We start from the raw sequence: 21813 nt of genomic DNA on the forward strand, positions 1-21813 counted from the left end.
GCGTGCTCTATTGGGTCAGTTTAGGTCAGTCGGTATTCGTAGTGTGATTCGCAGCAAGGTTCTGGGCTAGCCAAAGCCGGGCGCTACTAAAATCTTTGGCTATCTGGGTTTTCAGGGCGTCCACCGATTCAAAGCGAACTTCATCGCGCAGGCCGTGGCGAAAGGTGACATCTAGCCTCTGGCCGTAAAGCGTGCCGGCGTAATCAAACAGGTGCACTTCCAGTGCCGGGTGTTTGCCGTCGACGGTCGGCCGCAAGCCAATATTGGCAATGCCGTCGTGCTCGGTGCCATCGGCCAACCTTACCTTTACCACGTAAACACCCTGCAAGGCGGGCATTTGGGCCAGGCGGATGTTCGCCGTTGGCGCGCCAATCTCACGCCCCAGCTGGCGCCCATAAACAATGCGGCCAGCAATGTGATATTTCCACCCCAGCAAATGTTCGGCGCTATCCAACTGGTTATCAGCCAGCAGTTTACGGATGCGAGTGCTGCTAACGCGGTCCCCTTCGACCACCACGGTGCGGGTGTTTTCAACCGTGAAGCCGGCGTCGGCGCCCACTTTCTCCAAAAAATTAAAATCACCGGAGCGGTCACAACCAAAACGGAAGTCGTCGCCCACCACCAGGTGTTTCACCGCCAGGCCTTGAATCAGCAGGCTATCCACAAAGCCCCAGGCCGAAAATTGGCGGAACTGCTCGTCAAAACGCAAGCACAGCACCGCATCAATACCCTGCCCTCGCAAAGCTTCCACTTTTTGGCGGAAACCGGTCAGCCGCGGCGGCGCATCCACACCGCGAAAGAACTCCTGGGGCTGGGGCTCAAAAATCACCACCACCGAGGGCAAGTTGTGCTTTGCGGCTTGCGTTTTTACCTGTTCCAGAATCGCTTGATGGCCACGGTGAACGCCGTCAAAGTTGCCCACGGTGGCCACACAGCCACGCGCCAGTGGGCCTTCGCCCGATTGCGACAGCGTTTTCAGGTTGGTCAGGCCGCGAATAAAGCGCATGCAAAGCAAACCTCTTTGCTAGTGAATATTGCCAATCAATAACGGCAATAAAATCGTGCCAAAAATTAGAGTCAGTAAGCGTTTGGCACATCATGATAGGGCGCGGGATTATACCTTACCTGTGGCGAAAATGTCTTATACGCACCCCGGCCAGCGCCAGTGTACCAAAGTACGCAAGTGCGCCTGCAATCACCAGTATTGCCATATCCTGGGAGCGCTGAAAGCCGCCGGCCGCCAGCCACTGATTCACCGGCGCGTTCAGCCACAAAATCACCGCCACCAGCGCGCCGTTCGCCAGCGCAAGCTGCAGCCCGAACTTGCCCCAGCCGGGCTGGCTGCGCCAGGCGCCGATGGCCTTCAAACCGCGCCACAGCAAAAAGGCGTTGAGCCACGCTGAAACCGATGTAGCCAGCGCCAAGCCTGCGTGCGCCAAGGGGAAGATCAGTATCAGGTTGAACACCATGTTAGCGACCATGGCAATGATGCCAATTTTCACCGGGGTGCGAATGTCCTGACGGGCAAAAAAGCCCGGCGCCAGCACCTTGATGACCATGAACGCCAGCAGGCCAGCAGAATAAGCGCGCAGGCTCTGAGCCGACATGGCCACATCGAAATCAGTCACTTCGCCATAGTGAAACAAAGTGGCAATGAGCGGCTCGGCCAGCAATCCCAGGGCCAGCGCAGACGGTACGCCAATGATTAACACCGCCCGCAACGCCCAGTCCAGAGTGGCGGAGAACTGATCCGCCGAGTCCGCTGTGTGCTTGCGGGATAAGCTGGGCAAAATCACCGTGGCAATGGCTATGCCGAACACTCCTAAAGGCAACTCCGTAAGGCGATCGGAATAGTACAGCCAAGACACACTGCCAGTTTGCAGAAACGAGGCCAGAACGGTATCCAGCAGCAAGTTTATCTGGCTTACCGATACGCCAAACAGCGCCGGCACCATCAGCTTCAGAATCCGGCTAACACCCTCGTGGCGGTAATCCACCCGCGGCCGCGGCAGCAAACCCAGGCGCATCAAAAACGGTAGCTGAAAAAACAACTGCAAAGCACCCGCAATCAGCACACCCCAGGCCAGCGCCATTATCGGTTCGTTCATGAGCGGCGCCAGCCACACGGCAGCAGCAATCATCGCCAGATTCAACAACACCGGTGTAAACGCGGGAATGGCAAAGCGGTCGTAACTGTTAAGAATGCCTCCGGCAAACGCCGTCAACGAAATCAATAACAAATATGGAAAGGTGATCCGTAACATGTCGCTGGCCAGCGCGAATTTTATGTCGTCGCCCAAAAAGCCCGGGGCAAACACCGTCGTCAGCACCGGTGCGCCCAGCATTGCCACCAGAGTGACCGCCAGCAGCACCAGACCGAGTGAACCGGCGACTGCATCCACCAAACGCTTTACTTCCGTTATCGGTTGGTTTTCGCGATAAGACGACAGCACGGGCACAAACGCTTGCGAAAACGCTCCTTCAGCGAACAGCCGACGCAAAAAATTGGGAATTTTGAAGGCTACGAAAAACGCGTCTGCTCCCGCACCGGCGCCAAAATAACGAGCGATCACCATATCCCGAACCAACCCCAGCACCCTTGATGTGAGGGTCATCATCCCTACTACGCCAGACGAACGCAGCAGGCCAGGCGCAGATTTAATCGCGCTCACGGCGGGCACCGAAGGCTCTGATGGGCGCGGCAATTCGGGTGTCGGGCCCTGGGACCCGGGGGATTGCTCAGACATGGTGTTTTGGCCGACGAGAATATAGAGAAGCGGGAGTTTACCACATGCCCTGCCTCCGCTGGCATTGATCACTTCTTGACTTGACAAGTCTCGCCGTTGGCGGCATAGTTCCGCGTCATTTATTTCGACGCGCTGGACCTGGCGCGCCCGCGATGAAAGAGAGTTGCGATACGGGTGACTGAAGGGTTACTGCAACTGCATCTGGCGCTCTCAAACCAAATATTCAGCAACGAATTCAAGTACTTTCAGGAGTTTTACGGTGGCAAATTCCCCGCAAGCCAAAAAGCGTGCACGTCAAAACGAGAACAGTCGCAAGCACAACACCAGCCTGCGTTCTATGGCTCGTACGTACATGAAAAAGATTCACGTTCAAATCGCCGAAGGCAATTATGAAGGCGCGAAAGCTGCTTTTCTGCAAGCCCAGCCGATTCTGGACAGCATGGTTAACAAGGGTATCTTCCCCAAGAACAAGGTTGCTCGTATTAAGAGCCGCCTGAATATCAAGGTGAAGGCACTGCAAGCGGCGTAAGCCATTTGGGTGCACAAAAAACCGGCCAGCTGGCCGGTTTTTTTATGTCTGCAGAAACGGCAAGGAATAACGCTAAGAGGCAATCACCATGTTATCGCGGTGAATCAGCTCTTCGCCGGTCATAAAGCCCAATAATTCCATGATGCGATCACTGGACTGGCCAGCAATCAAACGCGCAGCAGCGGCGTCGTAATTTACCAGGCCGCGAGCCACTTCTTTACCCTGCTCATCCAGACACGCCACCATTTCGCCGCGGCGGAATTCACCGGTGACACGGGTAACGCCAACCGGTAGCAAGCTGCGACCACCCTGACGCAACACCCGCGCCGCGCCATCATCAATCACTAAAGTACCCCGGGTTTGCAGATGACTGGCCAGCCACTGCTTGCGAGCCGCTACACGGCCCTGCTCCGGCAATAAAAGCGTCCCTAGCGCTTCGCGTTCGCGCAGACGCCCCAGAACATTGTCGATGCGCCCGCCCACAATCACCGTGAAGGCCCCTGAGCGTGCCGCTAACCGCGCCGCGCGAAGCTTGGTCTGCATGCCCCCGCGGCCCACCGCGCCGGCGCTACTGCCAGCCATGGAATCCAAGTCGCGGTTACTGGCGAAGCACTCGTTCACCAATGTTGCGTTGCTGTGTTTGCGCGGGTCTTTATCAAACAGACCCAGCTGATCGGTGAGGATAATCAGGCCGTCAGCCTCAACCACATTGGCCACCAACGCACCCAGGGTGTCGTTGTCACCAAAGCGGATTTCATCGGTCACCACCGTGTCGTTCTCGTTCACGATCGGCACAACGCCCAGCTCCAATAACGCCCGCAGAGTGCCGCGGCCATTCAGATAACGCTTTCGGTCAGACAGGTCGTCGTGGGTCAGAAGAATCTGGGCGGTGTGTATGCCGTGGCGCTTGAACTGGGCCTCCCAGGTTTGTACCAACCCCATCTGCCCTACGGCTGCGGCTGCCTGCAATTCATGTGCCTGCTGCGGCCGGCGAGTCCAGCCCAAACGGCTCATGCCCTCGGCAACAGCGCCGGATGACACCACCACCAACTCGACACCGGCCTGCATCAGCGCCGCCATCTGGTCTACCCAGCGGCCCAGAGCAGGCACGTCCAAGCCTTCTCCGTCGTTGGTTAGCAGAGCACTTCCGATTTTCACCACCAGGCGGCGGGCCTGTTGCAGTTGGGCGCGTTCAGTCATGATTTGAATACAGTCTCTTACAGGTGCCACTTACTCCGGCGCGTAAACGACTTCTACGTCACCATCATCGTCGTCGAAGTCGTCATCGCTGTCTTCTTCGCGGGCCGCGCGGCGAGCCATCTTTTCTTCGGTGATGCGGGCGCGCGCCTCTTCATCCATCTGGCGGCGGCGGGCTGCTTCCTGCTCGGCAGCTTCGGGGTTTTCAGCCTCTTCTGCCGCACGCTCCTCAATCCAGCGCATAACGGCTTGAGTCAGGGGCTTGGTACCTTCGCCGCTCAGAGCAGAGATACTGAATACCGGTCCCTTCCATTCCAGCTCATCAACGATGGCCTGGCAGAGCGCATCACGCTCATCTTCCGGCACCATGTCGAGTTTATTCAGCACCAGCCAGCGGTCGCGATTAGCCAGTGTTTCGCTGAATTTTTCAAGCTCGTGGGCGATGGCTTTTACCGCATAAGCCGGCGATGAACCGTCATAGGGGGCCACGTCTACCAGGTGAAGCAGCAGGCGGGTACGCACCAAATGCTTCAGAAAGCGGATGCCCAGACCGGCACCTTCGGCTGCGCCTTCAATCAGGCCGGGAATATCGGCAATCACAAAGCTCTGGTGATTCTGCACTCTGACCACGCCCAGGTTTGGCACCAGGGTGGTAAACGGATAGTCCGCCACTTTTGGCGTCGCCGCAGATACAGAACGAATAAAGGTCGACTTACCGGCATTGGGCATACCCAACAGGCCCACATCGGCCAGTACTTTCAGCTCTAGCCGCAGATTCCGGGTTTCACCCTCGGAGCCTTTTGAAGTCTGCCGCGGCGCACGGTTAATAGAGGACTTAAAGCGGGTGTTGCCCAGGCCGTGAAAACCACCCTGAGCGACTTTCTGGCGCTGGCCTATGCGGGTCAAGTCACCCAGCACTTCGTGGGTGTCCATGTCCACTATGGTGGTACCTACCGGTACCGGCAGCACCAGATCTTCGCCTTTGATACCGGTGCAGTTGCGGCCGGAACCCTGCTCGCCGTTATGGGCTCTGTGCTGGCGCTGAAAGCGGTAATCAATCAGAGTATTCAGGGCATCGTTGGCTTCCAGATACACAGAACCGCCATCGCCACCATCGCCACCGTCAGGCCCGCCCCGAGGCACGTATTTTTCACGGCGGAAACTCAGGCAACCGTGGCCGCCTGTACCTGCTTCCACAATGATGGTGGCTTCGTCTACAAATTTCATATTGGCTGATGCTCTTTATGGTATTGGCTGCTGTTCTTTACGGTGCTGGCTGATCTTTACGATGTCGGCTGAAGCTCTTGCTGATAACGGTGCACTAAAAGCGAAACCCTACAAACCAAAAAACCCCGCAGCCTCAATAAAGCGGTGCGGGGCTTTCAGAGACCACTACTTATGCAGCTGAAACGATGCTTACATATTTGCGGTTCTTAGGGCCTTTTACTTCAAACTTCACCTGGCCTTCGGCTTTGGCGAACAAGGTGTGATCCTTGCCCAGCCCAACGTTGGTGCCTGGGTGAAAACGCGTGCCACGCTGACGAACAATAATGCTGCCTGCGGATACACTTTCGCCGCCGTAGCGCTTCACACCAAGTCGTTTCGACTCGGAATCGCGACCGTTACGGGTACTACCTGCTGCTTTTTTATGAGCCATGATAAGCCTCCTAATTAAGGGGTGATTCCCGGGGTTAGCCCTGGATACCCGTGATCTTTACTTCAGTAAACCACTGACGGTGGCCCTGACGCTTCATAGAATGCTTCCGGCGACGGAACTTGATGATCTGGATCTTGTCGTGACGACCGTGGCTGACGACTTCCGCAGTCACTTTGGCGCCTTCAACAACCGGCGCGCCTACGTTAACATCGTCGCCGTTGGCGATCAGCAAAACACGGTCGAATTCAATGTTACTACCGGTTTCTACTTCCAGCTTCTCCAGCTTCAGAGTTTCGCCTTCCTTTACACGGTGCTGTTTGCCACCGCTAACAATAACTGCGTACATGTCTGCTCTCCGCGATTGACCCATCCCTGCTCTTATCCACCTGGTTCTAAGGGAAGCGCTTTGGCGACCCTATAGCAGGGAGCGCAGGTTGGGATGAGTTGGGCGCGTGATTGTACGAAAAGCCGACACGCAATACAAGCTATGTTGACACTCTTGACCTTGTTACGTTGACACCCTTCGCCTTGTTACCTAGCATTGCTGCGACCCGCCTGTTTTATCGACAGCAACAACACCGCCAAACACCGGAACCCTTCATGACAACCCAACGCATCTACGACACCGTAGCAGACGACTTCAGCCGCGTTAACGAACTGATTATTCAGCGTTTGTCATCCGATGTTCCGATGGTCGAAAAAATTGCGCAGTATATTATTGAAAGCGGCGGCAAACGCTTGCGGCCGCTGCTGGTCCTGCTTGCAAGCCGCGCTGCCGGCTACAACGAAGACAATCACCTGAAACTGGCCGCTGTTATCGAATTTTTGCACACCGCCACCCTTCTCCATGACGACGTGGTGGACACCTCCGACATGCGTCGGGGGCGCAGCACTGCCAACGCCAAGTGGGGCAACGCACCCAGTGTGCTGGTGGGCGACTTTCTATACGCCCGCGCCTTTGGAATGATGGTCGAGCTGGAAAGCCTGCCAATCATGAAGGTGCTATCACACGCCACCGCGGTGATAGCCGAAGGCGAAGTGATGCAGTTGATGAATGTGAAGAATCCAGACTTGACCGAAAACCAGTACATGCAGGTGATTCATAACAAAACGGCGATGCTGTTCGAGGCCTCATCGCACTCCGGCGCCTTGCTGGCCGGCGCAAGCCACGCCCATGAAGAAGCACTGAAAAATTATGGCAAGCACCTGGGGCTGGCGTTTCAACTGGTGGACGACGTACTGGACTATCGCGGTGACGCCGAAACCATGGGTAAAAACGTGGGTGATGATCTGGCCGAAGGCAAAACCACATTGCCGCTGATTTATGCAATAGCCAACAGTAACGATGACGAAAAACAGCTGATTCGCCGCGCGATCCGCAAGGGCGGGCTAGACGATCTGCAACGGGTGCTGGCGATTATAAACACCACCGGCGCGCTGGATTACGCCATGGCTAAAGCCAAAGATCAGGCGCAGCAGGCCAAGGACTGCTTGCAAAGTCTACCCGCTAGCGATCACCTGGACGCGCTCCACCTGCTGACCGACATTGCGGTTGCCCGTATCAACTAAACAGCAGCCCCCGGCAATCGAAACTCTTTACCCACAAAAAAACCTGCATCGCTACGATGCAGGTTTTTTTGTGGCACGCAGCCTTTCTAGAACGTGAGCGTTACTCGAACGCCCAGCGCAGAAAGTTTTTCTTCTCTTCGTCTGAGGCGGTTGCCCACACGGCCTTCAGAGTGTCCAGAGCATTGCCTTGCGCTGCGGCTGATGTCGCTTGAACGCCTGCTATTCCCGGAATAGGTGTTCTGGCCGGCGCCTGGCTTGGCACGTAATTCGCCGATGCGGTCGCTACCTGGCCAGCACTGCTTACAATCTCTGCTGAAAAATCTTTCATCTCACGTTCGGCTTCTCCACGCGTCGCCGGCTTGTCAAAGCGAAACTCGTAAACGGTGCCGGCTTTAGCGTCAAAGCTGGCCAGTTGCGGCTTGCTTTCAACTACGTCAACCTTGGATTCGCCGTTATCCACGACAGTGGTCTTTGCCCAGATGGTTTTGTAAACAAACACCACATCGTTTTTACCGGGCAACAAGGCGTAGTCCAGCGCCAGATCGTTCATCAGGAAGTTACCCACGGAACGCCCGTTAACCTGGGTTACCCGAATTTCTCCCGGCGCTTTCAACGTCGCCGCATTCACGGCCTGGGCAGGATTACCTTGCCAAGTTTCTATACGGGTCATGGAACTGGAGCAGCCAGCAAGAACTACCAGCATAACGGCAGGCAGCAGCAACCGGAAAACTGAAAACGAGCCAGACAGACGGCAATGATTCATTGAATCTCCTTGATGCAACAATAAAGAAAAGGTGCAAAATCAACTGTATCGGCTACAGCCAGCTTTTGTTATACGCATTCTGACCAGCGACCGTGAACAGGGCAAGCGGCGCAGGCCCTGTTTTACAAAAACTATGCCGTTGTCAGGAAAAAACCTGCGGCATAATCCATAAATCAATCAGGTAAAGGCAAACCAGGGCCATTATGGCAGCCACTACGTCGTCCACCATAATACCGAAGCCCCCAGGTAGGCGCTCGTCCAGCCAGTTGATGGGCCAGGGTTTTATAATATCAAACAAACGGAACATGACGAACGCAAGCAATACACCAACGATGTGGTCCGGAAACAGCCCCAGGGCAATCCACATGCCCACAAACTCGTCCCAGACAATACCGCCATGATCGTGCACTTTCAGATCGCGGGAAGTTTTCCCGCACAGCCACACACCCACAATGAACGCCAGAGCCACAATCGCCCAGTATATTGGCTTGGGTAGCCAGGCAAACGTGTACCAGATAGGAATGGCCGCCAGGCTGCCCCAGGTTCCGGGTGCACGGGGCATTGCGCCGCTGCCGAAGCCAAACGCAAGAAGGTGAACAGGATCACGCAAAAATCCGGGCGGTAATAAGCCTTCTGGCAAATCCGGTTCTGTTGAAAAGTCGTTCTGGCTCATCGGGACCCTGATGAAGTATGAAGAATGTCAGCAACCCGCTGCTAAGTGATCGAAAAGTGGTCGAAGCCCGGACGCCGTGAATAAACCATACCTGCGTCTGCATTTAGCCGCAAGCCCGGCTCCTGCTGCACCTGCCCGATAACCGTCAGTTGCTGTTGCAACCCGCGGCTGGCGGCGGCCCAGCGCTGTTCGGGAACGGTTACGCAGAGTTCGTAATCGTCACCAGACTGCAATGCAAACCCTGCCGCTGCGTCGCCCTTTATCCGCCGCAGGGCTGTCGACAGAGGTAGTGCTGCAAGATCGATGGTTGCACCCACGCCAGAGGCCCGCAAAATATGCAGCAAATCGGCATGCAGCCCATCAGAGATATCAACCGCTGCTGAAGCCACCGAACGCAGCGCAATACCCAGTTCCAGCCGTGGCTGCGGGTAATGGTAGCGCTGCAGTACGCTGGCGGCGTCTGTTGCGGGAGCCGTGTCGTACAAAAAATCCAGCGCCGCACCGGCATCACCCAGTTGGCCGCTAACGCACACCAGGTCTCCCTCACGTGCGCCGTCGCGACGCAGAGCCTGGCCTCGGGGAACGGTGCCATGCACTTGCAAGCTCAGCGTTAGGGCCCCCCGAGTCGTATCACCACCGGCCAGCACAATGCCAAACTGTTGGCTGGCTTCAGCCAGCCCGGCGGCAAAGCCTTCCAACCAGGCTTCATCGGCCGCAGGCAAGGTCAGAGCCAGTGTAAAGCACACCGGCTGTGCGCCCATAGCGGCCAGATCACTCACCGCAACAGCGAGCGCGCGCCAACCCAAAAAACGCGGACAATAGCTAACTGGAAAATGCACGCCTTCAACCAGCGTGTCCACTGAAAACACCAGGTCTTGATTGGCAGGCACACGCTGAATAGCGCAATCGTCACCCACTCCAAGCAACAAACCGGAGCCGTCTAAGGCAGGCTTGGCAGCCTTCGCCATTGGCGCAAAGTAGCGGCGAATCAGCTCAAACTCACCCATCGCTGCCACTAACGCGGGCGAATTTCAGCCAGCCGCAGCCGGCGGCTGAGTTTGTCGAGGATGCTGTTTACAAACCGGTGGCCCTCAGTCCCGCCAAAGCGTTTCGCCATTTCAATGCCTTCGTTAATGACGACTTTGTAGGGCACATCCAGGCGAAATTTCAACTCATAGGCGCCCAAGCGCACAATGGCTAGCTCTACCGGATCGACTTCTTGCAGCGGGCGATCCAGAAACGGCTCGATCAAGCGGTCCAGTTCAGCCTGCTCTCGGCTGGTGCCGTGCAGCAGGTCACGAAAATACAACAGGTCCACTTTGCTCATGTCGTTATCGACCATGAACTCGGCTTCAATGTTAGAAATTGCGCTTTTGCTGAAATGGCGCTGGTATAACCCCTGCATCGCCATTCCGCGAGCGCGGCGGCGATCACCGGCTTTGGGCTGGGCAGGTTTTCCCGGGTTTGAGGTTGGCTCGGGAGATGAACCAGGAATAGTGTCTTCAGGTAGGCTCATTACTCACCCAGCTTCTTGAACAGGCTGACCATTTCGAGCGCTGTAATGGCCGCTTCTGCGCCCTTATTACCGGCCTTGGTGCCTGAACGTTCAATAGCCTGTTCGATGGAATCCACGGTCAAAACACCAAAGGCTACCGGAATATCGGTTTCCAGGCTGACAGCACCTAAACCACTGGCAGCTTCGCCAGCAACGTACTCAAAGTGCGGCGTGCCACCACGAATAACCGCGCCCAGGGCGATAATGGCGTCGTAATTACCCGTTTCTGCCACGCGCTTGACCGCCAACGGCATTTCGTAAGCACCTGGTACACGAATCACAACAATGTCTTCATCCGCGATACCGTGGCGGGTCAGGGTATCCAGGGCACCGTCCACCAGGCTCTCTACCACAAAACCGTTAAACCGCCCCACAACCAGAGCATAACGGCCGCTGCAGTGGATAAAATCGCCTTCAATTACTTGAATTTCCGCCATCGGTGGCTCCTTCAGGCTGCCGCAACATACGGCAGCGGATTGATCATTCGGGAATATAAGGCACGTACTCAACCACTTCCAAATCAAAACCGGAAATGGCGGAGAATTTCATCGGCGGGCTTAACAGGCGCATTTTGCCCACACCAATATCACGCAGAATTTGCGAACCAGTGCCTACCGTAAAGTACACGCCAGAGCTGTCTTTGCCGGCACCGCTACGGCCATGTTCATAGAATTCCTGAATACGGTCTTCCAGGTTGTAACTGTCTTCAGCACCGTTGAGCAAAACCACAACACCGAGCCCCTCAGCAGCCACCTTTTGCAGCGCCCGATGCAACGGCCAACTGCGGGAATCGCGCCGGCGGGCTCCCAACAAGTCGCGCAGGGTATCGGTAATGTGTACACGCACATGCACCGGCTGCTCCGGGGAAATATCCCCCATGGTTAAGGCCAGATGAATGGTGCCATGAATGCTGTCACGGTAAGTGTGCAGCTTAAACAGGCCGTATTCAGTGTCCAGCTCGTTTTGCTCTATGCATTCAACCGTACGTTCGTTGGTGGTGCGGTAGTGTATCAGGTCTGCGATGGTGCCTATTTTCAGGTTGTGCTCGGCGGCAAAGGCTTCGAGATCTTCGCGCCGCGCCATAGAGCCATCATCTTTCATAATTTCACAGATCACGCCCGCAGGCTCACAACCCGCCAACGTAGCCAGATCGCAAGACGCTTCGGTGTGGCCAGCGCGGCTGAGCACGCCGCCGGCGTCTGACATCAGCGGAAAAATATGGCCCGGTTGCACCACGTCTGATGCTTGGGCATCGCGGCCTACAGCGGCCTGCACCGTACGAGCGCGGTCCGCAGCTGAAATCCCGGTGGTAACACCCTCCGCTGCCTCAATAGACGCGGTGAACTTAGTGCCAAAACCAGAAGCATTCTGGTTAACCATTAACGACAGCCCCAACTGTTTACAGCGATCGCGGGTCATCGGCATACAGATCAGCCCACGACCAAAACGGGCCATAAAGTTGATGTGCTCGGCTTCACAATGCTCAGCCGCCATGACCAGGTCGCCCTCGTTCTCGCGATCCTCATCGTCCATCAAAATAACCATTTTGCCCTGACGAATATCTTCAACTAAATCTTCGATCGTATTCAGTGCCATAACGCGGTTGCACCCTTGCAGCGCTCCTGCCCGGAGCCTCCGTGAATTGATAGTTAGCGACGCGCCAGAATCAGTCTCTGGTCGACGCCTAGCTGACGCCGGTCAAGCACCTGCCATTGTATTTTGTCTGCCATGGATTCCAGCGCCAAACTGGCCGTTGGCCGCCCGGTACTGCCAAGGAATACCGGGGCCTGATAGAGCCAAAGTTCATCCACCAGATCCTCACTGATAAAGCTGCCCGCCAGAGTTGGCCCGGCCTCTACCAGTACTTCATTGATGCCTATATCGCCCAGCGTGTCCAACATTTCAGCCACGTTTACGCCCTTGTCGTGCCAAGCCACGCCGCGCAGGCGTATACCTAACGCAGCCAAATCTTGAGCCGCGCTGGTCGCCAGCGAGGAGGTGGCACAAAAGACCTGTACTTTACCGCCGCGGAAGATTTTAGCGGATGCCGGCGTGCGGGTATCGCGGTCGGCAATTACCCGTAGCGGTTGCCGCGCAGGCTCGGTAGCGCTGCCAATATCGCCCATTTCTGCGCGCCGCACGGTTAACGACGGGTCGTCCGCCAGCACCGTACCCACTCCGGTCAAAATGGCGTCGCTCATGGCACGCAGGCGCTGAACGTCGCTGCGCGACTCTGGCCCGGTGATCCATTGGCTTTCGCCCGACGCCATGGCAGTGCGGCCGTCCAGGCTAGCGGCCATTTTCAGCCGTACCCAAGGGCGCCCGCTGGTCATGCGTTTCATAAAGCCCGGGTTCAGCTTGGCGGCTTCGCCTGCCAGTAAACCCACGTGAACGCGAATACCAGCAGCCCTGAGCATTTCCAGCCCGCGCCCGGAAACATTCGGATTTGGGTCCAGCGTGGCAAAAAAAACCTGTGCAACCCCGGCTTCTATCAGCGCTTTGGCGCAGGGCGGTGTGCGCCCGAAATGACTGCAGGGTTCCAGAGTGACATACGCCGTAGAGCCGCGGGCGGCAGTACCGGCCTGGCTTAAAGCACGCACTTCGGCGTGGGCTTCTCCGGCGCGTTCATGCCAACTTTCACCCAGAATGCGATCCCCGCGCGCAATCACGCAGCCCACGCGGGGGTTCGGGTGAGTGGAATAACGGCCACGCCAGGCCAACTGGACAGCACGGGCCATAAAGGCCCGGTCGCGAGTGGTGATCATGACTTTTTTTCCGCGCCCGAATCCGCCAGCGCCTTAGCTACATCTGCCACCGAATCTCCATTGCCGGCGGTAAGACGCTCGATTTCTTCCTTGAATTCGTTCACATCCTGAAAGCTGCGATACACCGACGCAAACCGTACATAGGCTACTTTGTCTAGCTGGCGCAACTCAGTCATCACCTCTTCACCCAAACGCATAGACTTTACTTCGCGCTCGCCGGTGGCACGCAACTGCGCCTTGATGTGGCTCAGTGCGGTATCTATTTGCTCGATACTGACCGGGCGTTTTTCCAGCGCTTTCATCAGCCCGGAACGCAGCTTTTCTTCGTCAAAAGGCTGGCGAGTGCCGTCCTGTTTCACGACCCGCGGCATAACCAGCTCGGCGGTTTCAAAGGTAGTGAACCGTTCGCGGCACGAAAAACATTCCCTGCGGCGACGCACCTGATTGCCCTCTGCCACCAGGCGCGAGTCAATCACTTTGGTATCGTCTTCGGCACAGAATGGACAATGCATAATCAGAAACTCTAAAGAGAACCCCAAGCCCGACCTAAACAGGCCTGACCCGGGGTAACAACGGGCAACTTACGCGTATACCGGGAAGCGGGCGCACATGGCTTCAACTTGCCCGCGCACACGGTCAATCACGGCTTCGTCGTTCAGGTCGGCAAGAATGTCACAAATCCAGCCGGAAAGTTCGCGACATTCCGCTTCGGCAAAACCACGAGTGGTAATGGCCGGCGTACCGATGCGCAGACCCGACGTAACAAACGGCGAGCGCGGGTCGTTCGGTACCGCGTTTTTGTTCACGGTGATATGAGCCTGGCCCAGTGCTGCATCGGCGTCTTTACCGGTGATCTCCTGTTTGATCAGGCTCAACAGGAACAGATGATTTTTGGTACCGCCGGACACCACGTCAAAACCGCGATCAACAAATACTTCGGCCATGGCCGCGGCGTTTTTAACCACTTGCTGCTGATACGTCTTGAACTCGGGGCTCATGGCTTCTTTGAAGCAGATTGCCTTAGCCGCGATCACGTGCATCAGCGGGCCACCCTGGCCACCGGGGAATACCGCGGAGTTCAGCTTCTTGTGCAGAGCTTCGTCGTCGCAGGCCAGAATCAGCCCGCCGCGGGGGCCGCGCAGGGTTTTGTGGGTCGTTGTGGTCAGCACGTGGGCGTGGGGGACCGGGTCAGGATAAACACCCGCTGCCACCAGGCCAGCTACGTGAGCCATGTCGACAAACAGGTAGGCACCCACTTTATCGGCAATCTCGCGGAAACGGGCGAAATCAAGATACTGCGAATAAGCGGAGAAGCCGGCAATGATCATCTTCGGCTTGTGCTCCACCGCCAACGCTTCCACGTCGTCGTAATTGATCAGACCTGTGTCGGTGTCGATACCATATTGAACGGCGTTGTAGATTTTGCCAGAGAAATTCACGCTGGCGCCATGGGTCAGGTGGCCACCGTGGGCCAGGCTCATGCCCAGTACCGTATCGCCCGGATTCAGCAGAGCTAGAAATACCGCCGAGTTGGCCTGTGAACCAGAGTGCGGCTGCACGTTGGCGTAGGCCGCTCCGAACAATTCTTTGGCGCGATCAATAGCCAGCTGCTCGGCAATGTCTACAAACTCACAACCGCCGTAGTAACGCTTGCCGGGATAACCTTCGGCGTACTTGTTGGTCAAATCGCTGCCCTGCGCTTCCATCACCCGCGGGCTGGTGTAGTTTTCCGACGCAATCAGCTCGATATGAGCTTCCTGGCGATGGCTCTCCGCCTGCATGGCGTTCCAGAGCTCGTCGTCAAAACCGGCGATTTTCATATCACGATTAAACATGGATGCGCTGCCTCTGTGTGCTTGGCTGACCGTAAATTTTAGCCCGCTATTATAGCTCATTGTCGGGGGTAAAATCACCCTCTAAACCGCCAACGACTGTTGACGCGGGCCAACACATAATTCCGTACTGCTCAAATCGGGGACAGATTTGAAGCGGGAGACAGATTTGAAATCTGTCCCCAAGCAAAGTGAAATCTGTCCCCAAGCAAAGTGAAATCTGCTTCAATTGCTATAACTGGGCCATTTCGCTACCTTACTGCGGTTAATTCCACACATTTGAAACCCCGGAGGATTCCACTCTTATGGCCCAGTACGTATACACAATGAACCGCGTTGGCAAAGTGGTTCCGCCCAAACGCGAGATACTCAAGGACATTTCCCTGAGTTTTTTCCCGGGCGCCAAAATTGGCGTGCTCGGTTTGAACGGGTCTGGCAAATCCACTCTGCTGCGCATTATGGCCGGCATTGATCAGGATTATTCCGGCGAAGCCCGCCCCCAGCCCGGCATTAATGTGGGCTACCTGCCTCAAGAACCAGAGCTGGACGACAGCAAGACCGTTAAGGAGATTGTCGACGAAGCCGTAGCCGAAGTTCACAACGCGCTAGCAGAACTCGACCAAGTGTACGCCGCTTATGCCGAACCGGATGCCGACTTTGACGCCCTAGCCAAAAAGCAGGAAAAACTGGAGGCTGTGATTCAGGCCACCGACGGCCACGACATTGAACGCAAAATGGAAGTCGCCGCCGATGCCCTTCGCCTGCCGGCCTGGGACCAGATGGTGAAAAACCTGTCCGGTGGCGAACGCCGCCGCGTTGCCCTGTGCCGCTTGCTGCTGTCGGGGCCGGACATGCTACTGCTGGACGAGCCCACTAACCATCTGGATGCCGAATCGGTTGCCTGGCTGGAGCGTTTTCTGCACGACTACGAAGGGACTGTTGTGGCCATCACCCACGACCGTTACTTCCTGGATAACGTTGCCGGCTGGATTCTGGAGCTGGATCGCGGCCACGGTATTCCGTTTGAAGGCAACTACAGCCAATGGCTGGAAAACAAACAGAATCGCCTGGAGATGGAATCCAAGCAAGAAGCCTCACATCAAAAAGCCGTGAAACACGAGCTGGAATGGGTTCGCAGTAACGCCAAAGGCCGCCAGTCCAAGAGTAAGGCCCGCCTGGCGCGCTTCGAAGAAATGAGCTCGCAGGAATTCCAAAAACGCAACGAAACCAATGAGCTATATATTCCACCCGGGCCCCGTTTAGGTGACGAGGTGATTGAAGTAAACGGCATTAGTAAAGCTTTTGGCGATCACCTGCTGTATGAAAACGTGTCGTTACGAGTACCACAGGGTGCCATAGTGGGCATCATCGGTGGAAACGGCGCAGGTAAATCCACACTGTTCCGCATGATCATCGGCGCAGACCAACCCGATGCCGGCAGCATTACCGTCGGCGAGACCGTAAAGCTGGCTTATGTGGACCAGAACCGAGATCTGGACGGCAGCAAAACCGTTTGGGAGCTGCTCAGCGAAGGCCAGGACATTATCAAGATAGGCAACTACGAAACGCCATCGCGAGCCTATGCCGGCCGTTTTAACTTCAAAGGCTCCGACCAGCAAAAGCGGGTGGGTGACTTGTCCGGTGGCGAGCGCAATCGCCTGCACTTGGCCAGCCTGTTAAAAGAAGGCGGCAACGTGCTGCTGCTTGACGAACCTACTAACGATCTGGACGTAGAAACCTTGCGTGCCCTGGAAGAAGCCCTGTTGAACTTCCCAGGTTCCGCTTTGGTGATCTCTCACGACCGCTGGTTTCTAGACCGGGTAGCCACTCACATTTTGGCGTTTGAAGACGACGGCGAAGTGATTTATTACGAAGGCAACTTCAGCGACTACGACGAAGACCACAAGAAACGCAAAGGCGATTCTGCCATGGTTCCGAAGCGCATGAAGTACAAGAAACTAGCGTGATCTAGTCAGCTTTGGGAGTCTGCCCGCCCACGGGCGTCAGCAGATTCCCTAATTCCCGCTCCAACAGAGCAGGATCCCCAAGATTCAGCTCCACCAGCCGGCGCAAATGCGTGGCGCTGTCCATATCTATGTACTGCACCTGAAACCCCAAACGCTGGTCTTCGACGTGGCGCAACACCACTGCCATCACAATACCGGCCTCGGTACCGTTCAGAAATACGGTTATCTCACACGGTTCATCCACTGCCACAGCCCATTGCGACGGACATTGCAAAAGCACGCCTTTCAGCGAAATATCCAGCACCTGAGCCTGCCAGATCTGCTCTTGCCACTGCACTTCGCAGGCGGCATCAAACTCAATGCGGTGAAAGCGGCGTTGCTCGGTAGCGGGGGTTGTCACAAAGAACTCCTGAAGACGGACTATCTAATGACTATAGACCGGCCCAAGACAAACCGAAAGCACCAATAGCTGGCAGCTTAAAGCTCATCAAGAGCCGTCAGCGCGTCACTCAGCTTTGTCACCGGAATAACCTTCATGCCGTTAATGGCTTTACGCGGGGCGTTGCCTTTTGGCACCAGCGCGCGGGTAAAGCCGTGCTTGGCTGCCTCATTGATCCGTTCCTGACCGTTGGGCACCGGGCGAATCTCGCCGGACAAACCTACTTCGCCAAAAATCATCAGATCTTGCGGTAGCGCACGGTCGCGGAATGACGACACAACAGCCGCCAAAAGTGCCAGATCGGCACTGGTTTCAGCGACTTTCACGCCGCCCACCACGTTCACAAACACATCCTGATCCGCTACGTGCATGCCACCATGACGATGCAGAACCGCCAACAACATGGCCAGCCGATTTTGATCTAGCCCCACTGCCACTCGCCGGGGATAACTACCCTGAGCCGTATCCACCAGCGCCTGAATTTCCACCAGCATGGGCCGGGTGCCTTCCCACACCACCATCACCACACTACCGGGCGCAGCCTCTTCGCCACGATTCAAAAAGATAGCGGACGGGTTTTTCACTTCTTTCAGGCCCTGCTCAAGCATGGCGAATACGCCCAGTTCGTTCACTGCACCAAAGCGGTTTTTAATACCACGCAGAGTGCGATAGCGGCTGTCGCTTGAGCCTTCCAGCAAAATGGAGCAATCAATCATGTGCTCCAGCACTTTTGGCCCGGCCAGGCTACCGTCTTTGGTGACGTGCCCCACCAATAGCAAAATGGTGCCGGTCTGTTTTGCAAAGCGGGTCAGAAACGCCGCGCTTTCACGTACCTGTGACACACTGCCGGGCGCCGATTCGGAATCGGCCACGTGCATCACCTGAATACTGTCGATCACTAGAATTCGTGGCTTTTCCACTTCAACAATCTGCAGCAGCCGCTCGACGCTGGTCTCTGACAGCATTTTCAAATCTGAGGTGGGCAGGCCCAGGCGCTTGGCGCGCATGGCCACCTGTTGCAGAGATTCCTCGCCGGTTACGTAAAGCGCCGATACCGTGCTTGCCAAGTTGCACACAGCCTGTAGCAGCAGGGTGCTCTTACCGGCGCCCGGGTGTCCGCCCATCAGCACCGCCGAACCTTCTACCAGGCCCCCGCCCAGAACCCTGTCGAATTCAGCCATGCCAGTGCTCAGGCGAACCTGTTCCGCCAAACTGACATCATTCAGGCTCTGCACCGCCGACAGACTGCCAGCAAAGCCTTCGAAGCGCGAACCGCGGGCGCTTTTATGGGCCGGGGCAGAAACCCCTCGCATCTCGCTAAGGGTATTCCATTCTTTACAAGCCGTGCACTGGCCCTGCCATTTGGAATAGTCGGCACCACAATCGGTGCAAACATACGAGGTTTTTACTTTGGCCATAAATCAACTCTGGTACGGTTCGTTTTGATGGTGCTCTTAGTTTTGGTGGCACTCTTAATTTTGATGGTACTGAGGGCTAAGCTCTACCACCGCTTCAATGAACGCGCCGGCGTGGGCAGGGTCTACATCCGGCGTAATGCCGTGGCCCAGATTGAAAATGTGGCCCGTGCCATGGCCAAAGCGGCGCAAGATATCGCCCACTTCTTCACGGATACGCGCGGGCGGCGCGTACAGCATGGTCGGGTCCATATTGCCCTGCAACGCGACCTTGTCGCCAACTCGAGCGCGGGCGTTGCCAATGTCAGTCGTCCAGTCCAGGCCCACGGCATCCGCGCCGCAATCGGCGATCGATTCAAGCCACTGGCCGCCGTTCTTGGTGAATACAATCACCGGCACCTTACGGCCTTCGCTTTCCAGATTCAGGCCAGCGATGATTTTGCGCATGTACTTCAGGGAGAACTCTTCATAGGCCCAGGTGGTGAGTACGCCGCCCCAGGTGTCAAAAATCTGCACCACTTGGGCGCCGGCGCGAATCTGCCCGTTCAGGTAATCGGTAACCGCATCTGCCAGATGATCCAGCAACTTGTGCATGACTTCGGGCTGGCCGTACATCAGTTTCTTGGCTTCGCGGAAATCTTTCGACGAACCGCCTTCCACCATATAAGTGGCCAAGGTCCAAGGGCTGCCGGAGAAACCAATCAGCGGCACCCGTCCGTTCAGCGCACTGCGGATCGTCGACACTGCGTTCATCACGTAATCCAGGTCGACCTCGGCGTTGATTTTTGGCAGCGCGTCTACATCGGCAGCGGAGCGGATGGTGTGTTTGAACTTCGGGCCTTCACCGGTTTCAAAATACAGGCCCAGACCCAGCGCGTCAGGAATGGTCAGAATGTCAGAAAACAGAATGGCTGCGTCTAGCGGGAAACGCTCTAGCGGTTGCAGAGTCACTTCACAGGCCAGCGGCGTGTTTTTGCACAAACTGAGAAAGTCACCGGCCTTGGCGCGGGTAGCGCGATATTCCGGCAGATAGCGACCGGCCTGGCGCATCATCCAGACCGGCGTGCGGTCTACAGGCTGGCCCATCAGGGCGCGAAGGAAACGATCGTTCTTCAGTTCAGTCATAAAAATGTCCAGCGTTCTCAATCATTAAAAGGTCATAACATTCGGCAGGCAATGATACCCCGTTTGTATCAATAAAAAAGGGCGACCTGTTTTTGACAGACCGCCCTCCGATTCACATCAACGCCGATTTCAGATATCCAGATAATCCATAATGCCTTCGGCGGCCTGGCGACCTTCCCAGATAGCCGTGACTACCAGGTCGGAGCCGCGCACCATGTCACCGCCGGCAAATACCTTGGGGTTGCTGGTCTGGAAGGCAAAATCCGCTTGCTCTGGCGCCGTTACCAGGCCGGAATCGCTGGTACTCACCTGGTGCTGGCCAAACCATTCTGCCGGGCTGGGGCGAAAACCAAAGGCCACCAGCACCGCGTCTGCAGGGATGATTTCCTCAGTGCCCGGAATCACTTCCGGCCGACGGCGACCGTTTTCGTCAGGCTCACCAAGCTCGGTAGACACCACTTTCACGCCTTCCACCTGACCGTCACCAACGATAGCCACCGGTTGGCGATTAAACATGAAGTTCACGCCTTCTTCGCGGGCATTCGATACTTCCCGCCGTGAGCCGGGCATATTGGCTTCATCGCGACGGTAAGCACAGGTCACGCTGGCGGCTTGCTGGCGAATAGAGGTGCGGTTGCAATCCATAGCCGTGTCTCCGCCACCAAGCACCACCACTCGCTTACCTTGCATATCGATAAAATCTTCGGCGTTGGCTTCAAAGCCCAGACGGCGATTTACGTTAGAAATCAGAAATGGCAGAGCCTTATGAACACCGGCCAGATCTTCGCCGGGGAAATCACCTTGCATAGACGTGTAGGTGCCCATGCCCATAAATACCGCATCGAAGTCGCTGAGCAAATCGCTCATCTGGATGTGTTTACCCACCTCGGTGGATAGGCGGAATTCAACGCCCATTTCTTCAAACACTTTGCGGCGGCGTGCCATTACCGACTTTTCCAATTTGAACTCGGGGATGCCAAAGGTCAGCAGTCCGCCAATTTCCGGGTAAATGTCGAACACCACCGGCGTTACACCGCTACGCACCAGCACGTCGGCGCATGCGAGACCCGCGGGCCCTGCCCCAATCACCGCCACGCGCTTGTCGGTGCGCACCACCTTAGACATGTCCGGCTTCCAACCTAGAGCAAAGGCAGTATCGGTAATGTATTTTTCTACCGAGCCGATGGTCACCGCGCCGTAACCGTCATTCAAGGTGCAATCACCCTCACACAGACGATCTTGCGGGCACACCCGCCCACACACCTCGGGCAGTGAATTGGTCTGATGGCAAAGTTCCACGGCCTTCATAATATTGCCTTCGGCCACCAGCTTCAGCCAGTTGGGAATGTAGTTGTGTACCGGGCACTTCCACTCGCAGTAGGGGTTACCGCACTCCAGACAACGGTGAGACTGGGACGCCGCCTGGCCCTGGGTGAAAGGTGTGTATATTTCCTTGAATTCCTTTTTGCGCTTACGGGCCGGGACCTTTTTCGGGTCTACGCGCCCTACTTCTACAAACTGGAAATCGTTATTCAGTCGCTCTTTCATGGTTTGTTCTCTACATTCGTCTGTTCGCACTG

22 protein-coding genes are annotated in these 21813 nt (G+C 56.3%); 3 read left to right on the forward strand and 19 right to left on the reverse strand.

The features are described 5' to 3' along the window. Positions 1–25: 25 nt before the first annotated feature. Together ribF and murJ are read right to left on the reverse strand one after the other, a co-directional pair. Positions 26–1006, reverse strand: coding sequence for a bifunctional riboflavin kinase/FAD synthetase (gene ribF / locus MIH18_RS08500; protein ID WP_249007674.1), 981 nt, complete (start codon positions 1004–1006; stop codon positions 26–28). A 115-nt stretch (positions 1007–1121) separates the two neighbouring features. Continuing rightward, positions 1122–2618, reverse strand: a complete 1497-nt coding sequence (murJ, locus tag MIH18_RS08505; RefSeq protein ID WP_249014607.1) for a murein biosynthesis integral membrane protein MurJ — start codon at positions 2616–2618, stop codon at positions 1122–1124. 388 nt (positions 2619–3006) lie between these two features. Between murJ and rpsT the strand changes: the two genes are divergently transcribed. Beyond that, a complete protein-coding gene (gene rpsT / locus MIH18_RS08510; RefSeq protein ID WP_098422175.1) occupies positions 3007–3276 on the forward strand; it encodes a 30S ribosomal protein S20 in 270 nt (89 codons plus the stop codon). 72 nt (positions 3277–3348) lie between these two features. On the opposite strand, the gene proB is transcribed toward rpsT, so the two are convergent. The 4 genes from proB to rplU all read right to left on the reverse strand — a co-directional run bounded on the left by proB (position 3349) and on the right by rplU (position 6476). Next, a complete protein-coding gene (gene proB / locus MIH18_RS08515; RefSeq protein WP_249014313.1) occupies positions 3349–4476 on the reverse strand; it encodes a glutamate 5-kinase in 1128 nt (375 codons plus the stop codon). 30 nt (positions 4477–4506) lie between these two features. After that, entirely contained in the window at positions 4507–5700 is a 1194-nt protein-coding gene (cgtA, locus tag MIH18_RS08520) for an Obg family GTPase CgtA (protein ID WP_249014314.1), read from the reverse strand. A 169-nt stretch (positions 5701–5869) separates the two neighbouring features. Further along, positions 5870–6130: a 50S ribosomal protein L27 gene (gene rpmA, locus MIH18_RS08525; protein WP_014870019.1), complete on the reverse strand. Its 261-nt coding sequence runs from the start codon at positions 6128–6130 to the stop codon at positions 5870–5872. A gap of 34 nt (positions 6131–6164) precedes the next feature. Further along, positions 6165–6476, reverse strand: coding sequence for a 50S ribosomal protein L21 (rplU, locus tag MIH18_RS08530; RefSeq protein WP_249007672.1), 312 nt, complete (start codon positions 6474–6476; stop codon positions 6165–6167). Positions 6477–6730: 254 nt separating this feature from the next. On the opposite strand from rplU, the gene MIH18_RS08535 reads away from it, so the two are divergent. Beyond that, positions 6731–7699, forward strand: a complete 969-nt coding sequence (locus MIH18_RS08535) for a polyprenyl synthetase family protein (protein WP_249007671.1) — start codon at positions 6731–6733, stop codon at positions 7697–7699. A gap of 100 nt (positions 7700–7799) precedes the next feature. On the opposite strand, the gene MIH18_RS08540 is transcribed toward MIH18_RS08535, so the two are convergent. The 9 genes from MIH18_RS08540 to glyA form a co-directional block, all read right to left on the reverse strand. Further along, positions 7800–8462 carry a DUF2057 family protein gene (locus MIH18_RS08540; protein WP_249014315.1) on the reverse strand — a complete coding sequence of 221 codons (663 nt, stop codon included), beginning with the start codon at positions 8460–8462 and terminating at the stop codon, positions 7800–7802. Positions 8463–8604: 142 nt separating this feature from the next. Further along, positions 8605–9135: a phosphatidylglycerophosphatase A gene (locus tag MIH18_RS08545; protein ID WP_249014316.1), complete on the reverse strand. Its 531-nt coding sequence runs from the start codon at positions 9133–9135 to the stop codon at positions 8605–8607. 41 nt (positions 9136–9176) lie between these two features. Next, positions 9177–10142, reverse strand: coding sequence for a thiamine-phosphate kinase (thiL, locus tag MIH18_RS08550; protein WP_249014317.1), 966 nt, complete (start codon positions 10140–10142; stop codon positions 9177–9179). Positions 10143–10150: 8 nt separating this feature from the next. Beyond that, the gene (nusB, locus tag MIH18_RS08555) at positions 10151–10651 is read right to left on the reverse strand and encodes a transcription antitermination factor NusB (protein WP_249007667.1); all 501 of its coding nucleotides are present in this window, start codon (positions 10649–10651) and stop codon (positions 10151–10153) included. Next, entirely contained in the window at positions 10651–11127 is a 477-nt protein-coding gene (gene ribE, locus MIH18_RS08560) for a 6,7-dimethyl-8-ribityllumazine synthase (protein WP_018405127.1), read from the reverse strand. The genes nusB and ribE overlap by 1 nt, the downstream gene beginning before the upstream one ends. A 43-nt stretch (positions 11128–11170) precedes the next feature. Then, a complete protein-coding gene (ribBA, locus tag MIH18_RS08565) occupies positions 11171–12286 on the reverse strand; it encodes a bifunctional 3,4-dihydroxy-2-butanone-4-phosphate synthase/GTP cyclohydrolase II (protein ID WP_249014318.1) in 1116 nt (371 codons plus the stop codon). A gap of 53 nt (positions 12287–12339) precedes the next feature. Beyond that, a complete protein-coding gene (gene ribD, locus MIH18_RS08570) occupies positions 12340–13455 on the reverse strand; it encodes a bifunctional diaminohydroxyphosphoribosylaminopyrimidine deaminase/5-amino-6-(5-phosphoribosylamino)uracil reductase RibD (RefSeq protein WP_249007665.1) in 1116 nt (371 codons plus the stop codon). Then, the gene (gene nrdR / locus MIH18_RS08575; RefSeq protein WP_249014319.1) at positions 13452–13967 is read right to left on the reverse strand and encodes a transcriptional regulator NrdR; all 516 of its coding nucleotides are present in this window, start codon (positions 13965–13967) and stop codon (positions 13452–13454) included. Before nrdR ends, ribD begins: the two co-directional genes overlap by 4 nt. Positions 13968–14036: 69 nt before the next feature. Continuing rightward, a complete protein-coding gene (glyA, locus tag MIH18_RS08580) occupies positions 14037–15290 on the reverse strand; it encodes a serine hydroxymethyltransferase (protein ID WP_249014320.1) in 1254 nt (417 codons plus the stop codon). A 302-nt stretch (positions 15291–15592) separates the two neighbouring features. Between glyA and ettA the strand changes: the two genes are divergently transcribed. After that, positions 15593–17254, forward strand: a complete 1662-nt coding sequence (ettA, locus tag MIH18_RS08585; protein WP_249014321.1) for an energy-dependent translational throttle protein EttA — start codon at positions 15593–15595, stop codon at positions 17252–17254. 1 nt (position 17255) lies between these two features. Here the strand turns inward: ettA and MIH18_RS08590 are convergent, their stop codons facing one another. The 4 genes from MIH18_RS08590 to MIH18_RS08605 all read right to left on the reverse strand — a co-directional run bounded on the left by MIH18_RS08590 (position 17256) and on the right by MIH18_RS08605 (position 21781). After that, positions 17256–17654 (reverse strand): PilZ domain-containing protein, encoded by a 399-nt coding sequence (locus MIH18_RS08590; protein ID WP_249014322.1) that lies wholly within the window; start codon positions 17652–17654, stop codon positions 17256–17258. 77 nt (positions 17655–17731) lie between these two features. Next, complete coding sequence (gene radA, locus MIH18_RS08595) at positions 17732–19111, reverse strand: DNA repair protein RadA (protein ID WP_249014323.1); 1380 nt, start codon at positions 19109–19111, stop codon at positions 17732–17734. 54 nt (positions 19112–19165) lie between these two features. Continuing rightward, positions 19166–20233, reverse strand: a complete 1068-nt coding sequence (gene hemE / locus MIH18_RS08600) for a uroporphyrinogen decarboxylase (RefSeq protein ID WP_249014324.1) — start codon at positions 20231–20233, stop codon at positions 19166–19168. Between the two features lie 129 nt (positions 20234–20362). Beyond that, positions 20363–21781, reverse strand: a complete 1419-nt coding sequence (locus MIH18_RS08605; protein WP_249007658.1) for an FAD-dependent oxidoreductase — start codon at positions 21779–21781, stop codon at positions 20363–20365. Positions 21782–21813 lie beyond the last annotated feature (32 nt).

The organism is Marinobacter sp. M3C, assembly GCF_023311895.1.
Lineage (GTDB): Bacteria > Pseudomonadota > Gammaproteobacteria > Pseudomonadales > Oleiphilaceae > Marinobacter.

Coding starts and splice junctions, on each gene's coding strand:
- radA (WP_249014323.1), bottom strand. CDS start 19,111: ATGGCCAAAGTAAAAACCTCGTATGTTTGCACCGATTGTGGTGCCGAC.
- thiL (WP_249014317.1), bottom strand. CDS start 10,142: ATGGGTGAGTTTGAGCTGATTCGCCGCTACTTTGCGCCAATGGCGAAG.
- ribBA (WP_249014318.1), bottom strand. CDS start 12,286: ATGGCACTGAATACGATCGAAGATTTAGTTGAAGATATTCGTCAGGGC.
- MIH18_RS08535 (WP_249007671.1), top strand. CDS start 6,731: ATGACAACCCAACGCATCTACGACACCGTAGCAGACGACTTCAGCCGC.
- hemE (WP_249014324.1), bottom strand. CDS start 20,233: ATGACTGAACTGAAGAACGATCGTTTCCTTCGCGCCCTGATGGGCCAG.
- murJ (WP_249014607.1), bottom strand. CDS start 2,618: ATGATGACCCTCACATCAAGGGTGCTGGGGTTGGTTCGGGATATGGTG.
- ribE (WP_018405127.1), bottom strand. CDS start 11,127: ATGGCGGAAATTCAAGTAATTGAAGGCGATTTTATCCACTGCAGCGGC.
- ribF (WP_249007674.1), bottom strand. CDS start 1,006: ATGCGCTTTATTCGCGGCCTGACCAACCTGAAAACGCTGTCGCAATCG.
- nusB (WP_249007667.1), bottom strand. CDS start 10,651: ATGAGCCTACCTGAAGACACTATTCCTGGTTCATCTCCCGAGCCAACC.
- nrdR (WP_249014319.1), bottom strand. CDS start 13,967: ATGCATTGTCCATTCTGTGCCGAAGACGATACCAAAGTGATTGACTCG.
- MIH18_RS08540 (WP_249014315.1), bottom strand. CDS start 8,462: ATGAATCATTGCCGTCTGTCTGGCTCGTTTTCAGTTTTCCGGTTGCTG.
- MIH18_RS08605 (WP_249007658.1), bottom strand. CDS start 21,781: ATGAAAGAGCGACTGAATAACGATTTCCAGTTTGTAGAAGTAGGGCGC.
- ettA (WP_249014321.1), top strand. CDS start 15,593: ATGGCCCAGTACGTATACACAATGAACCGCGTTGGCAAAGTGGTTCCG.
- rplU (WP_249007672.1), bottom strand. CDS start 6,476: ATGTACGCAGTTATTGTTAGCGGTGGCAAACAGCACCGTGTAAAGGAA.
- cgtA (WP_249014314.1), bottom strand. CDS start 5,700: ATGAAATTTGTAGACGAAGCCACCATCATTGTGGAAGCAGGTACAGGC.
- glyA (WP_249014320.1), bottom strand. CDS start 15,290: ATGTTTAATCGTGATATGAAAATCGCCGGTTTTGACGACGAGCTCTGG.
- ribD (WP_249007665.1), bottom strand. CDS start 13,455: ATGATCACCACTCGCGACCGGGCCTTTATGGCCCGTGCTGTCCAGTTG.
- proB (WP_249014313.1), bottom strand. CDS start 4,476: ATGACTGAACGCGCCCAACTGCAACAGGCCCGCCGCCTGGTGGTGAAA.
- rpmA (WP_014870019.1), bottom strand. CDS start 6,130: ATGGCTCATAAAAAAGCAGCAGGTAGTACCCGTAACGGTCGCGATTCC.
- MIH18_RS08545 (WP_249014316.1), bottom strand. CDS start 9,135: ATGAGCCAGAACGACTTTTCAACAGAACCGGATTTGCCAGAAGGCTTA.